The sequence below is a fragment of the Rubritalea sp. genome, from assembly GCF_039830215.1.
Classification (GTDB): domain Bacteria; phylum Verrucomicrobiota; class Verrucomicrobiia; order Verrucomicrobiales; family Akkermansiaceae; genus Rubritalea.
In genome coordinates, this window is sequence record NZ_JBDOPO010000216.1 from 1 (window position 1) to 13531 (window position 13531).

Consider the following 13531-nt stretch of genomic DNA (forward strand, 5'->3'; position numbering starts at 1 on the left):
TCAGGAGTTTGGCTAAGAGGCAGACGAGGATTCAGAAATATTTCAACTCATCAAAAATTTCTTATGCTGCCTGATTTCCCGCCCCATTAATATGATGAAAAAATAACTCCTTTGGTAAATAGAACGAGACTTCTACAATGCTGGTGACAGATAAGCTGCAGCCTCAAAAATACTCAGCTACCTTTCTCAAAACATCCGTCTCAACAGCGCTCCAGAATAAGCTAAAAAGCTGATTCCGCTTATTGGGCCACCCCAAAGCAGAAAAAAATTTATTAGACAAGCATGGGCCAGAACCCCAAGTGATGCCCTCCACTCATCCGACTCCCTCTCCGGCGAAAAAGAATAATGGCAACTATATCGAGCTGCCAGTGGATCACAGAGTCTTACAAAAAAGCCACCACGCAGAACCTGAGTAGTGGCTTTTTATTTGAATTTTTCGCTGATTTTTAGCGTGGAAGCGGAAACGCACGGTTGAAGTCGTAGACTTCGTTGCGGATTTCTTCGAGCTTAGCTTCGTCTTCGCGACCTTCGATAGCAGCGTGAATCAAGTCAGCCACCTTGATGACGTCTTCTTCCTTCATGCCACGAGTCGTGACTGCTGGAGTACCGATACGGATTCCGCTCGGCTTGAATGGTCCAGCTGTATCGAACGGGATAGAGTTTTTGTTTACTGTGATTCCCGCTTCGTCGAGCGCAGTGGAAACGATAGAGCCATCGAGCCCATTAGGGCGGAAATCCATCAAGAAGAGGTGGTTGTCTGTGCCACCAGAAACGATGCGGTAGCCGTGCCCAGCGAGGCGTCCTGCCATAGCTTGTGCATTCTTTACAACTTGTGCGCAGTACTCCTTGAACTCGGGCTTGAGCGCTTCACCGAAGCACACTGCCTTAGCTGCGATCACGTGCATGAGCGGGCCACCCTGAATACCAGGGAATACTGTGGAGTCAATCTTCTTAGCGTGTTCTTCCTTACAAAGAATCACACCACCACGTGGTCCACGAAGGGACTTATGGGTGGTAGAAGTCACAAAATCTGCGTGCGGCACTGGGTTCGGATGCACACCTGCTGCTACGAGACCGGCGATGTGTGCCATGTCCACGAAGAGATACGCTCCAACCTTCTTCGCTATCTGCCCCATGCGCTCGAAATCGATTTCACGTGGGTAAGCTGACGCGCCTGTCGTAATGAGTGCTGGCTGGAACTCCACTGCTGCGGCTTCAAGCGCATCGTAGTCGATACGCTCGTCGGTCTCGCTCACACCGTAGTGTTGAACTTCGTAAAACTTACCTGAGAAATTTGCCTTGTGACCGTGAGTGAGGTGACCACCGTGGGCAAGATCCATAGTGAGAATCTTATCACCCGGCTTGAGCACCGAGAAATACACAGCTGTATTTGCCTGCGAACCAGAGTGCGGTTGCACATTTGCGTGATCAGCGCCAAAGATTTCCTTCAGTCGATCGATCGCGATTGTTTCAACCACATCAACGTGTTCACAACCTCCATACCAACGGCGTCCTGGGTAACCTTCTGCATACTTGTTAGTAAGGAGCCCCCCTTGAGCTTCCTGCACCGCGCGGGAGGTGAAGTTCTCAGACGCGATCAACTCGATGTTATTGCGCTGGCGTAGTCCTTCTTCTTGGATGGCTTGGAAAATTGCTGGATCGGAAACTGCGATAGCGCTGCCGGACGCCTTGGTGAGGCGAGTTTCATGGCGACCGCCTTCAAACTCAGTTTCGAGGAATGCCCCCACCATGGCGAGCGCTGTCGCTTCGTCCACATGTTTCTGACCGAGGCAAAGAATGTTTGCGTCGTTGTGCTCACGGGACACCACTGTGTCTGTAACTGATTGCACATTGGCTGCGCGCACGCCGATGAAGCGGTTCGCCGCCATGCTGACACCGACACCTGAGGTGCAAACGAGAACACCACAGTCAAATTGCTGCTGGCTCACCTCGATCGCCACTTCGTTAGCGAAATCGGCGTAATCTACGGAATCATTGGAATGGGTGCCATAGTCGGCTACTTCATGGCCGAGGGACATGAGGTGGCGCGCGATGGCGTCTTTTAGGTCTACTCCGCCGTGGTCGGCGCCGATAGCAATGCGGTATCTGGATTCACTCATAACTGTGTGTAAAATTGGAAATTAGGCTCCCAGTGACTTTCCTTATGTTGACCAAAAACGCAACCGCCAAATGAAGTGTGACACGCTTTTTTACATACATTTACGAAGAACTCTCCGCTAATGGCTCATATAGCCCTTAGTGGCACTACCAATCCATCAAGCATTTGGACAAGCTGGCTGAAGCACTTCTCTTGAGAGCAGCTACACACACTCAGAACACACACAGCCATGATGACATCCACCCCTGCAATCAGCTCCCAATGCTTAGCCTTTCCGCTTAAATTACCTCAGACTAGCTACTACTCAACCATTGCATACATATACCACATGCCAATTTTGATAAAAAATGCATCCCAATGAGATTCTTGTCACTCAGATCAGACTATAATTTTGATGAGGTACTCATTTCGATCTCGCAGCATATGTAGGTAAAAAGTCATTAATCTAAGTTAAGCGATTTATCGCCCGCTGAGTATGTTTTCTAGATTTCATGACCACATAGGACGCACCCTGAAATTTCCCCCTTAAAAACGGCCACGCAGTACCCCAACAACAAAAACGCGACCAACAAAAACGCGTAACTAATTGAAATGCAAGTGGTACCACCGACCGGACTCGAACCGGTACGCCCCGAAGGACAGCAGATTTTAAGTCTGCGGCGTCTACCAATTCCGCCACGGTGGCTTATGCTAAATCGGCTAATGATTAGCCGGTTTGCAAACTGCGATGCGGAGACTACTCACGAGATTTGATCTCGTCAATGGTAGCTTTCAAAGACTTTTTCACATCCTCGTTAGCTAATTCATATGCAATGAGTAACGAAGGAAGGGCATCTGACGTTCCTATCTTGCGGAGCACATTAGCGGCGGAATCCAACTCAACAGGTTCCAACTCAGGCAACATATCGATCAAAGCTACTTCAGCGATTTTGCCAGCTCTGATCAACGTAACTTCGTGTAAAACACGTTCCTTCATCCATGCATAAAGGAGGATATCGCCAACCTCTTCTACCTTTTGCTCCAGTAAGTAGTTGAGATAACTCTGAGGAACAATTTTCTGATTCACAGCAAATTTTCGGGCCTGAGATACGATCAATGCTGAAGCATTATCTTGGTCGGCCCTATCCCATCGAGCGAGTGCCTCTACTGCTGCAAGCTTTAGCTCTAGTGATTCTAGCTCGATGAGCGTCTGAAATTGTCGCGCTATGTCTGCACGCAGGAAGAACTTTTGAGTTTTGGAAAGTCGCTGAACCGCTGCTAGCTGGCGTTCTTGATCGATATGCTTTAACTCGGCTAGGTTTGCTTGATAAAATTGTGGATTCTCGTCATCGACTAAGACGTCAAACTTAGAATTTTTGAAGGTGCTGGGTTCGACCACCACCTCTACAATTTGGAGGTCTTTTCTTACTTTCATCACTGTTCCGAATTCACCGATCAATAGCGCGGCCTTTTCAAGTGGTTGCTTACTATTTAGGTAAACGAGTAAAATGCATGGTTGGTCATTTAGCTCACGGTTTGTATAAACTCGCGGAACTTCATCGGTATTGAGCGCTCTCGCCAGGTAGTCTTTAATCGTATCTAAGTACGCGGGTTTGGCCCGCATCAGAGCTACTGCGACTACTTTTTCGGGGTCTGCAGCCTGAGCAATTTTGGACTGGACCGATGCGTAGCCGATACTAATCTTGTATGCTAACAACTCAGCATCAGGATCCAACGTCAAAGGTTCGGACGGCATTATTTCCGTATTAGAACCTATGATGACTGGTGATAACTGAGCCGGATAAATAATCGGCATGCTGCAAACTGCTGTTGCTAGCACTAGCGCAAAAATCACGCCAAATGTGCGGTATTTACGAAAACCAAATATGATCAACAAACTACCGACCAATGCTGAAAACCCAGCTAAAACCCAACGTTTATCATCTGCCACGTCAGTCATTGCTCCAAGTTCCCCGTTACCCAAAACAAAGAAAAGGATGACTAAGCCCATCAATGTGACTCCAGCAGAAATAGCTAATAAGCGTCTCGGCCCAAGCGGCATGATTGCATTGGGATCCATTTCTTGGTCATAGGAAGCGGTGCGGAAATGCACCTCCGAGCCATTAGTAACATTCGGAATTCTCTTAGAAAAGCCCTTCAGCCCCTGAGCCTTGTCTCCAGGAAATTGGCGTATTGCAAGCTTATCAACATGCTCATTGGATAGATCAAACGGATGCTGGCACGCCGCACATTCTATAGGAAAACCCATCATTTCTCCACTGACATCGAAGCATTCTTTACATTTTGGACATCGGATTTTGATTTCACTCATGAATCAGGATTTAGTCAAATTTTGATAACTTACATAGTAATCGTTGCCTGTGAGTATGGCGAGCCACAAAATTTACTTAACTATGCTATAGAGCACTTGCCCTCCCCCGCTATCGCAGTTACCTCTTGTGCATGCTACCTGAAGTAGAGTCATTACTCATCGTCCAAGACCGTGATCAGAAGATCCACGCCCTCAAACAAGAACTTGCTAAAATCCCACGCGATAAAGCCAGAGCTGAGGACAAACTAAGCTCAGACAAGCAAGCTGTGGCAGACGCCAAGCTGGCTTACCAAGAAAATGAAGTGGCCATAAAAAATGTGGAGCTCGACATCGCGACCCGTCGCGACTCGATCGCTAAGATCAAGGTCCAGCAGTTCGAAACAAAAAAGAACGAAGAATACACAGCTCTAGCTAATGACGCTATTCGCTACGAAGAAATGGTAGATGAGCTAGAAACCATCGAGCTGGAGCTCATGGAGAAAGCTGACACCCTCCGCGAAAACCATGCAATGGCAAGCGCAGCTCTTGCTGAAACTCAAAAGCTCGTCGACATCGACATTGTCGCTCTTGAGGAAAAGGGCACTCAGAGCACAGCTCGCCTCAACGAGGTTCTCGCCGAGCGCGCAGAGCTCGTACAAAAGGTTGACGATAGTCTCGTGGTTCTTTACGACCGCCTCCTCAAGAGTAAAGGAAACGACCCCGTAGCTCCGCTGAAAGGCTCACAATGCAAAGGTTGCCACATGAAGGTGACACAGACTACCATGGTCAATGTGCAGGCTGAAAAAGCGATTGCTCAGTGCGAGAACTGCGGACGCATCCTCTACTCAGTCTAATTTCCAGGAGTCCGAAACTCCAACCTGACAATAACAACACAACTATCAAATCTGTGCTTCCCTGGTTCGACAACGACAAGTTTCCACTTTTCCTCGCCCCAATGGCTGGGGTCACTGACGTGACGTTTCGCACGATCTGCAAGGAGCTAGGTGCGGATGTGATGGTGACCGAGTTCGTCTCGGCTGAGGGAATTATGCAACGAGACGACCGCACCCGCAAGTACACCGAGTTCCACGAAGGCCAGCGCCCAGTCGGCGTCCAACTCTTCGGAGCTGACGGTCAACGCATGGGTGAAGCGGCAAAGAAAATCATCGATTGGAAACAACCAGACTTCATCGACATCAATTTTGGATGCCCGGTGAGCAAAGTGGTCTCCAAGAATGGTGGGTCCTCTCTTTTAAAAGACTGCCCACTTCTAGCCTCGGTAGCAGAAGGAGTGTCCAAGGCTGTGGGCGACCAAGTTCCTGTCACTGCAAAAATTCGCGTGGGCTGGGACGAAAAAAGCATCAATGCTGTCGAAGTCTGTAAGACATTAGAAGACTGTGGAATGCAGCAGATAGCCATCCATGGACGCACCCGGTCGCAGGGCTACCGCGGTGAAGCGAACTGGAACATCATCGACGAATGCGCGCGCTCCACCGACCTCCCCGTCATTGGCAATGGCGACATCACTTGCGGCGAAGACATAGAGATGCGGAAGAAAACTACTGCAGTTTCAGGCCTGATGATTGGCCGTGCGGCAATGCAAAACCCGTGGATTTTCCGCGAGGCTAAACACTTTTTAGAAACGGGCGAACACCTGCCAGCGATCACTATCGAAGAACGCTGGGAGCTCATTATCCGCCACTGCACACTGGCCACGAAGTCTGACCGCTACGGTGGTGAAGAACGCCACACTGTGATGGCCATGCGCTCACGCCTGATGGCCTACTGTAAAGGCTTCAGCGGAGCCAAAGCCCTGCGCCAGAAACTCTGTGCTGTTGTCTCAGTGAGCGAACTAGAAGATATCGCTGCAAATCACCTCTCAGGAAAGTACGACAATGTTGTGCCGGAGAGTGAATAGGAAAGGTGGCTTCGCTTTGGCTTGAAACGACCGGGACGGTCGTGCTACGAAAAAGCCAGCCGCCAATTGCTCGGGGACTGGCTGATTGCTCACGCCCACACGCGTTAGACTATTCTTTCTCGATGTATTTCTTTACGAGCTTGATGAACTCGGCGCATTGACCTTTTCCGTCTGCTCCTTTACCAGCTTTGACTAAGTGGAGCGCCATATTAGCTCCACCACTTGCTTGGTATGGGCTATCACGGAGAGCCATTCCGAAGAACCCCACTGCTGTCGCGAAAGTGAGATCATCAGACGCCTCAGCATTCTCTGAGGCGACGAATGGAACTGTGAGGTAGGTGCTTTCATCTTCCATTTTCTGGTCTGGCTGCTTGTAGGCCAGCTTAATCCCCTGCCCACCAGCGGTAGAGCCTCCAGCGCTCAGGCTGTTCATTTTTTGCAAAACTCTCTGACGACCGGCATCATCCATCTTGGTTGCTGGAAGAGCCAAACCTGAAGCTCCTGCATAGACCACAATGCTTACGGTGTCGTCCCCATTTAGTTCCTCTAACAAGTACTTCATCGACTCTTTGAGTAGAGGTAGCTTGTTCGCACTATTCATCGAGCCGGAAACATCCAGTAAGAATACCAAATTGGTCGCTGGACGTTCCTCGCGGACAATTTCTTTTCCTTGAATACCAATCCTCACGATTCGGTTGTTAGAATCCCAAGGTGAGACACAGGAATCCACGTGGACGGCAAATGGATGTTGATCAGTCGGCTGAGCGTATTGGTAGTCAAAGTAGTTGACCATTTCTTCGATCCGAACTGAATCTTTAGGGATCGCTTGGCCATCCCGGATCATCCGGCGAATGTTGGCATAACTCGCGGTATCGACATCGACCGCAAAGGTCGAGAGTGAGGAACGCTCGTCAGTTGGAGCAGTCCATTTATTGTCTATGAGAGCATCATACCTTTCAACCGAAATACGTCCTCGCTCAACTGGTGGACGCCCCCGTGGGGATGGAGGCTGTAGCTTAAGACTGTTGCCCCTTAGATGCACATTGCCGACCTCCCTTTTAGAAGACTTATCTAATTTGGCTACAGATTGGCCTCCAAGCCCTCGTAATAAAAACTCTTCACAGCGCCCACCAGCGCCTCAGGGAGTTTACCAATACAGTCTTCTAAGCGAACAAAGACTCCAGGGCCTCCATCCTGCCGCAGCTCCTGCCAGGTCAGCATCTCAGCCTCCAAAGATTCTAGAGCATCGTCCTCTAGAGCGATTTGTTTGTTATTGCGGCGCATGGTTTCGCGCCATTTATTGAGGACTATCCCGCGGAGCCAGGAACCGAAGTCACGGGTCACATCAAAGCGCTCCATATTCTCCCAAGCAGTCACAAAGGACTCCTGGACGATATCTCGGCTTTGGTGATCCTCGCGAGTCAGAACACGAGCGTAGACAAGCAGTTCGCGGTGGTGCAAACGCGCCAATCCTGCAAAGGCTTCCTGTTTAGTTTGATTCATAGTTGCTAGAGCCTCCATAGTCTTTCATCTAGCATTGGCGCGGGCGATCACATTTGTGACATCGGTTTTGATTTTTCTGAAAAAATCAAAACCACCACAAAAAATTCCCTTACCAGTGAGGTGAGAGCATTAGAAATTGAGAGTGTGTTCGCTCGGCTATTTCTTCGATAGCGCTGCGGAAATGTGTTCAGCCACTTGTTTAGCTAACTAAGGCAACGCTAAAGAATAGAGGTCATTCACGGGAATGGCATTCTTCTTCATAAGAGCTACTGCAGCGGCATTCTATTTAGCTGCACCAAGTGGGTCTCGCAATGGGGAAACGCACTCCGGATAAGGAGTCGTGGTGGCAAAAATCAATGTGGCTCCACTGAATTTTAACTTTCCAACAATCTCCTCCATATTAGTCGAGTAGGTTTCCAAGTCCGCTTGAAATGGATCATTAGGGTCATTGGAGTTCTGCGAAGTTCCAGCCACTTCCACGTGCTTTAGATCGTGCAAGCCTAGGCTAAAGTGAATCACATCCCACGTCTGCAGCTTCAACCACTTGTCTAGATTAGCCTTTGTGTGGGTTGTTCATTGGCTACTGCCTGGATTATGAATCACGTTGGCCTTGCCCTTGAGCGCCTTTTTTACTCCGCCCGTTTAGCCAATAGAAATCGAGTCGCCTAGGATCAACTCTATTGGCAAACTAGAGTCCACTTTTAGCTTCTTCGATTTTTTCCCTTTGCTTTCCTCAACCGACCCTTCTTCTGGAACGTATTCTCCTTGTCCAAAGGATACTGAGCAAAGAGCGAATAGGATGAGTAGCAGATATTTCATACTTATTTATACTGTATGCTCTCAAGCTTTTGGACAAATATTTCACCTCGCTCGGGGATTTATTCCTGTTGAATTTACTTTTTCTCCCTTCCCACATTCCCATTCTCTCTCCACATTCACGCAGTGCAGCAATCCGCTAGAGTCCTCATCGACGGCCCATCCGAGCTGGTCTTCGACTATATGATCCCAGATGGGATGCCCGTGGTCACGGGCTGCCGGGTGCGCATTCCTCTGCGCAACCGTGACTCGACTGGTACTGTTTTAGACATTGGTCCGCCACCTCAGACTAACTACAACCTCCGGCCTGTTAGTAAACTGATCGACCCGGAGCCGCTGATCACCCCTCAGCTGATGAAGCTGGGCAAGTGGATTGCAGATTACTATGTGGCACCCCTGGAGCAAGTCATGCGCGCCCTGCTCCCCGAGTCGGTGCGGCAAGACATGCACAGTGAAAAGACCCGCAAGGTTGTAGAGATCAAGGAGATGCTCGATGCTGAGGCCCTAGATAAGCTAGCTAAGCGCGCACCGAAGCAACATATCATCCTCAAGTTGCTCGAATCAAATTCCGGCATGATGTCGTTAAAAGACCTCGGTGGAGGCTCGGTGACTGCAGCGGTAAAATCTCTAGAAAAAAAAGGCCACGTGGTGCTGAAACAAGAAGCAGTGCGCCGTGACCCAGACGAAGACCAAGAATTCCTCGAAAGCGCGCCGCTCAAGCTCAACCCTGAGCAAGAAGTCGCGCTCGAGAAGATCGTCAACCCAGCCACCAACGACAAAGGGGTACCAAAACCTATTTTGTTACTCGGAGTTACTGGATCCGGAAAAACCGAGGTCTACCTACAGGCTGTCCAGCACGCTATTGACCAAGGTAAAAGTGCTCTGGTTCTCGTACCAGAAATCTCACTCACCCCACAGACTGTGCAGCGCTTTAAATCGCGTTTTGCTGGGCTGCAGGACAAAGTTGCAGTCCTTCACTCACACCTCTCTCAAGGCGAACGTTTCGACGAATGGCATAGAATCCGTAAGGGCGAAGCCAGGATTGTCATTGGTGCGCGCTCAGCCATTTTTGCGCCACTCACCGACGTGGGGATCATCATTGTCGATGAAGAGCACGAGAACACTTACAAGCAAGAAACCTCCCCCCGCTACCATGGGCGCGACATCGCTGTGCTGCGTGCCCACTTTGAGAAAGCTGTCGTGGTTTTAGGTTCAGCAACACCTTCGCTAGAATCATTTCAAAACACCCAATCCGGAAAGTACGAACTCGTCCGTCTCGACCAACGAGCCGACTCTCAAGCCCTGCCCATCATGCGAGTGTTAGATATGCGGATTGAGGCGCAAAAGCAAAAGGGTAGGCTGGCCATTCTTTCTGATAGATTACGCGTTTCGATGGAGAAGAAATTAGAGAATGGTGAGCAAATCATCCTCTTCCTCAACCGTCGTGGATTCGCCCGTTCTCTCCAGTGCCCGCCCTGCGGCCATGTCTGCGAATGCCAACATTGCGCCATCCCACTGACCTACCACCGCACGGAAGACAGGCTCATGTGTCACATGTGCGGCTACCAATCGCTGCCACCCAAAAAATGCCCTAGCTGTGGCGACGAGGCTATCCGCCTGCAAGGGTTTGGTACCCAAAAGGTCGAAGAGGTCATTCAAAAAGTATTTCCCAAAGCTAGAATGGCGAGGATCGACGCCGACACTATGCGCCGCAAGAACGCTTTGCGCGACACCCTCAACAAATTCAAAGCGCATAAAATTGACATCATCATCGGCACCCAGATGATTGCCAAAGGACTGCACTTCCCCAATGTGACCCTGGTCGGCGTACTCAATGCTGACCTAGGACTACACGTGCCGGACTTCCGGGCTGGCGAGCGCACATTTCAGTTGCTCACACAGGTGGCAGGCAGAGCTGGGAGAGGGGAACTCGAAGGCGAGGTTATCATCCAGACTTTCACCCCACACAGCCCGAGTGTTCAGTTTTCCAGGCATCACGATTTCGATGGCTATGCCGAACAAGAGCTTCAATTTCGCAATCAATTCGTCTATCCTCCCTTCGCGCATTGCGCGTTGTTAGGAACGCGCTCCACCCACGAACGCCGAGCCGAGTTCACCCTAGAAAACCTCCATAAACGACTGAAAAAAGAACTCCCACCGCAGGTCGAGCTAGGGGAACCTATGCCCTCCCCACTCACCCGAGCCCACGGTCAGTTTCGCTACCACCTGATGCTGAAATCGACATCGGCCCGCGCCCTGCACCAACACGTCAAACGCATCCTAACGGCCACCCCACCACCAGACGACGTGACCATCATTTTTGACATGGATGCCTTAGGGTTCTTTTAGTGGGACACCGCATGAAAGCTCTCCCGCCTCACCTATTACTTCAATCAGCAGTCTCATCTTGGCTGGAACTCCGGCGTTCACCACATTTTGGGTAGTTTGAAAGAATAGAATCTAGAGCCCTCATTTGCCCTCAGGCCCGCTCTAGTGGCCACGATGGAGGACGACTAATTATCACTCAATAAAAAATCTGCTAACCTCTGCTGATTTTCGAGCATTTATATAAGCATGAGACTCTTTTCAGGTAAGTCCGACGACTCTATGCTCATTCAACTTAAGGCTCATCAATCAGATATTCTTGCTGATCTGCACACAATCATACCCAGAGACAGCTCAGTGAATGATGTTCCGCAGAGCACAAACTTAGCCATTTGGCGTGAGCGACATCCTTTCAAAAATGGCACTAATTTCTGAGCATGGGCCTTTAGCATTTCTCGCTGGTAACGAGCAAATCGCACCACAAAAAAACTCAAGCGAAAGTCGTAACTTATCTTACGCTTGGCCTGAGAGATGGGCATTCATAAACTTAAACTGAGTGAGCAGGAACTCTTTTTCACCGGTACCGCAGCTCTGCCCCCATTCAAAGAATTTGCAGACTCTTTAGGACAAAAAGTTAGCCCTTTAAAGGTCAACTTTCAACCGATACGAGCCACACTACGACGTTGTACTGAATCTCATAACCCCATCAAAAAAAAGCACTCCAATCTTAAACCTGCTGACTGACACACAATTAGAAACCTGAATCCAAGAGATGCTCTGGCGCAGCCTAGACAAAGTGCTCTGGCTAGCTCTGCGGCAAGAACGAAAGAGCTCACCGGCAGCAATGGATTCATACTGCCACTATACTCGCATGCATAGCTTGCTCCAGCTTCGCTCAAAAGAAAGGGAATCTGGCACGCTAAACCTTCATACTATGAGCATGAGTTACTTATTGTCTTTGTAGTCTTCGGGCTTGTACTCGAATACACGCACTCCTGGAGCATTGGTAATATAGCTCCAGAGCCAGTGGATAAAAACGCTAAGCTTAGAACGGAAATCAACGAGGAAAAGGATGTGAATGAATAGCCACGCGAGCCACGCCACAAATCCTTTAAGCTGGATTTTCCCAAACTCTACGACTGCGTGCGAGCGGCCGACGATAGCCATTGCACCTTTGTCCCAGTAGACGAAACCTGGACGCTCCATTCCAGCGTTGCCTGGAATTGCCTCTTTAACTAGAAGTTTACCGATGAAGCGCCCCATTTGCGATGCGGCGGGAGCGACACCTGGTACTGGCACACCATTCGAATCTTTCATAAAGGTCACATCACCAGCAACAAAGATATTGGGGTATCCTGGTAATGCCAAGCTCAGTTCTGGCGTCACCTTCCCTGCTCGGTTAGCCTCCACAGGCAACTTCCCTACGATGCTTTCCGCCTGCACACCAGCAGCCCACAAAATAGTACCAGCTAAAATTTCACCGCTTTTAGTAATGACTCGCCCCTCCTGAATGTCAGTCACCATCGTACTGGTCAGCACTTCAACCCCAAGACTCTCCAACCGCTTCTGGGCATAGGCTGAGCTTTCCGCTTCATATGTCGGTAAAATACGTGCCCCTGCTTCAACCAAAATGACTTTCAGCTTGCTGGTATCGATGCGTCTGAAATTACGCCTCATCGAGCGCTGTATAAGTTCGACAAATGCTCCAGAGAGTTCAACTCCAGTAGGACCACCACCTACAATGGCTATGGTCATGAGCTTTTCTTGCTCCGCTTTATCGTCAGACAACTCGGCCTTCTCCAGATTCTTAAGAACCGTTTCACATACTTCATAAGCCTCTGCCAGAGTCTTCATTCCCAGCGTATGTTGCGCCCAGTGATCATTCCCAAAATAACCAGTTTTAGCACCAGCGGCGACAACCAACGTGTCGAAGCTATAAGCCTTACCTGACTTACCGTGAACCAAATTCACATTAGAGTCGATCTCAGTCACCTCGTCCATCAACACTGTGATGTTCCCAGCATCCGCCAGAATACTGCGTAAGGAGCGTGCTATATCATTTGCTGGTAGGGTGGCCGTCGCTACTTGATAAAGCAGCGGCTGAAACAAGTGGTGGTTGGCCCGATCAATCAGAGTGACATCAAATGTTGGCTTATTTGCCAGCTGCTTTGCACACTCCAATCCCGCAAAACCACCTCCAATGATCACTACCTTTTTCACTTCAATCTCTGCCATCCCGTGGCTCTAATCACGCCACACTAGATAGACAAGCACGACTTTGTGATTTCTTTCACAAAGTCTGACATACAAATTTGAAAACTCAAACTTCTGATCGGCTACTATCTATTGCGGAAACCTCCCAAGAGGAAGTCACTAAACCTATTAACCTCACAAAAAAATTACTCCTAACACACTTCATCACAGATCAATAAACTTCAAAAAAATTCACCATAAGGGCACCTCCGGCAACTAGCGTTGGTGGTGCTGGAAAGAATTTCAAGCAAGGCAAGGCGTGATGATTGAACGGATTCATATCCGTGAGCGAAGAACAACGAAGCCC

General features: G+C 49.4%; 10 protein-coding genes and 1 tRNA gene. 3 read left to right on the forward strand and 8 right to left on the reverse strand.

What is annotated here, in order from left to right; all coding sequences use genetic code 11:
- Positions 1–446 precede the first annotated feature (446 nt).
- The 3 genes from rpiB to ABGY95_RS07205 form a co-directional block, all read right to left on the reverse strand.
- Complete coding sequence (gene rpiB / locus ABGY95_RS07195; RefSeq protein WP_347441011.1) at positions 447–2120, reverse strand: ribose 5-phosphate isomerase B; 1674 nt, start codon at positions 2118–2120, stop codon at positions 447–449.
- Between the two features lie 597 nt (positions 2121–2717).
- Positions 2718–2804: transfer RNA gene (locus ABGY95_RS07200), tRNA-Leu, on the reverse strand.
- 51 nt (positions 2805–2855) lie between these two features.
- Entirely contained in the window at positions 2856–4430 is a 1575-nt protein-coding gene (locus ABGY95_RS07205) for a hypothetical protein (protein ID WP_347441012.1), read from the reverse strand.
- Positions 4431–4561: 131 nt separating this feature from the next.
- Between ABGY95_RS07205 and ABGY95_RS07210 the strand changes: the two genes are divergently transcribed.
- Positions 4562–5263, forward strand: coding sequence for a C4-type zinc ribbon domain-containing protein (locus ABGY95_RS07210; RefSeq protein WP_347441013.1), 702 nt, complete (start codon positions 4562–4564; stop codon positions 5261–5263).
- A 53-nt stretch (positions 5264–5316) separates the two neighbouring features.
- Positions 5317–6327 (forward strand): tRNA dihydrouridine synthase DusB, encoded by a 1011-nt coding sequence (gene dusB, locus ABGY95_RS07215; protein WP_347441014.1) that lies wholly within the window; start codon positions 5317–5319, stop codon positions 6325–6327.
- A gap of 109 nt (positions 6328–6436) precedes the next feature.
- Here the strand turns inward: dusB and ABGY95_RS07220 are convergent, their stop codons facing one another.
- The 4 genes from ABGY95_RS07220 to ABGY95_RS07235 all read right to left on the reverse strand — a co-directional run bounded on the left by ABGY95_RS07220 (position 6437) and on the right by ABGY95_RS07235 (position 8649).
- A complete protein-coding gene (locus ABGY95_RS07220; RefSeq protein ID WP_347441015.1) occupies positions 6437–7369 on the reverse strand; it encodes a von Willebrand factor type A domain-containing protein in 933 nt (310 codons plus the stop codon).
- Between the two features lie 38 nt (positions 7370–7407).
- Complete coding sequence (locus ABGY95_RS07225) at positions 7408–7830, reverse strand: sigma factor (protein WP_347441016.1); 423 nt, start codon at positions 7828–7830, stop codon at positions 7408–7410.
- A 282-nt stretch (positions 7831–8112) separates the two neighbouring features.
- The gene (locus ABGY95_RS07230) at positions 8113–8370 is read right to left on the reverse strand and encodes a hypothetical protein (protein ID WP_347441017.1); all 258 of its coding nucleotides are present in this window, start codon (positions 8368–8370) and stop codon (positions 8113–8115) included.
- 102 nt (positions 8371–8472) lie between these two features.
- Positions 8473–8649, reverse strand: a complete 177-nt coding sequence (locus ABGY95_RS07235; protein WP_347441018.1) for a hypothetical protein — start codon at positions 8647–8649, stop codon at positions 8473–8475.
- A 123-nt stretch (positions 8650–8772) separates the two neighbouring features.
- Between ABGY95_RS07235 and priA the strand changes: the two genes are divergently transcribed.
- Positions 8773–10995: a primosomal protein N' gene (priA, locus tag ABGY95_RS07240; protein ID WP_347441019.1), complete on the forward strand. Its 2223-nt coding sequence runs from the start codon at positions 8773–8775 to the stop codon at positions 10993–10995.
- Between the two features lie 921 nt (positions 10996–11916).
- Here priA and ABGY95_RS07245 read toward each other — a convergent pair.
- Positions 11917–13206: an NAD(P)/FAD-dependent oxidoreductase gene (locus ABGY95_RS07245; RefSeq protein WP_347441020.1), complete on the reverse strand. Its 1290-nt coding sequence runs from the start codon at positions 13204–13206 to the stop codon at positions 11917–11919.
- Between the last annotated feature and the right edge of the window lie 325 nt (positions 13207–13531).

What these genes read in the sequence shown, in the direction of transcription:
- rpiB (WP_347441011.1), bottom strand. Translation starts at nt 2,120, where the DNA reads ATGAGTGAATCCAGATACCGCATTGCTATCGGCGCCGACCACGGCGGA.
- ABGY95_RS07205 (WP_347441012.1), bottom strand. Translation starts at nt 4,430, where the DNA reads ATGAGTGAAATCAAAATCCGATGTCCAAAATGTAAAGAATGCTTCGAT.
- ABGY95_RS07210 (WP_347441013.1), top strand. Translation starts at nt 4,562, where the DNA reads ATGCTACCTGAAGTAGAGTCATTACTCATCGTCCAAGACCGTGATCAG.
- ABGY95_RS07225 (WP_347441016.1), bottom strand. Translation starts at nt 7,830, where the DNA reads ATGAATCAAACTAAACAGGAAGCCTTTGCAGGATTGGCGCGTTTGCAC.
- ABGY95_RS07235 (WP_347441018.1), bottom strand. Translation starts at nt 8,649, where the DNA reads ATGAAATATCTGCTACTCATCCTATTCGCTCTTTGCTCAGTATCCTTT.
- ABGY95_RS07245 (WP_347441020.1), bottom strand. Translation starts at nt 13,206, where the DNA reads ATGGCAGAGATTGAAGTGAAAAAGGTAGTGATCATTGGAGGTGGTTTT.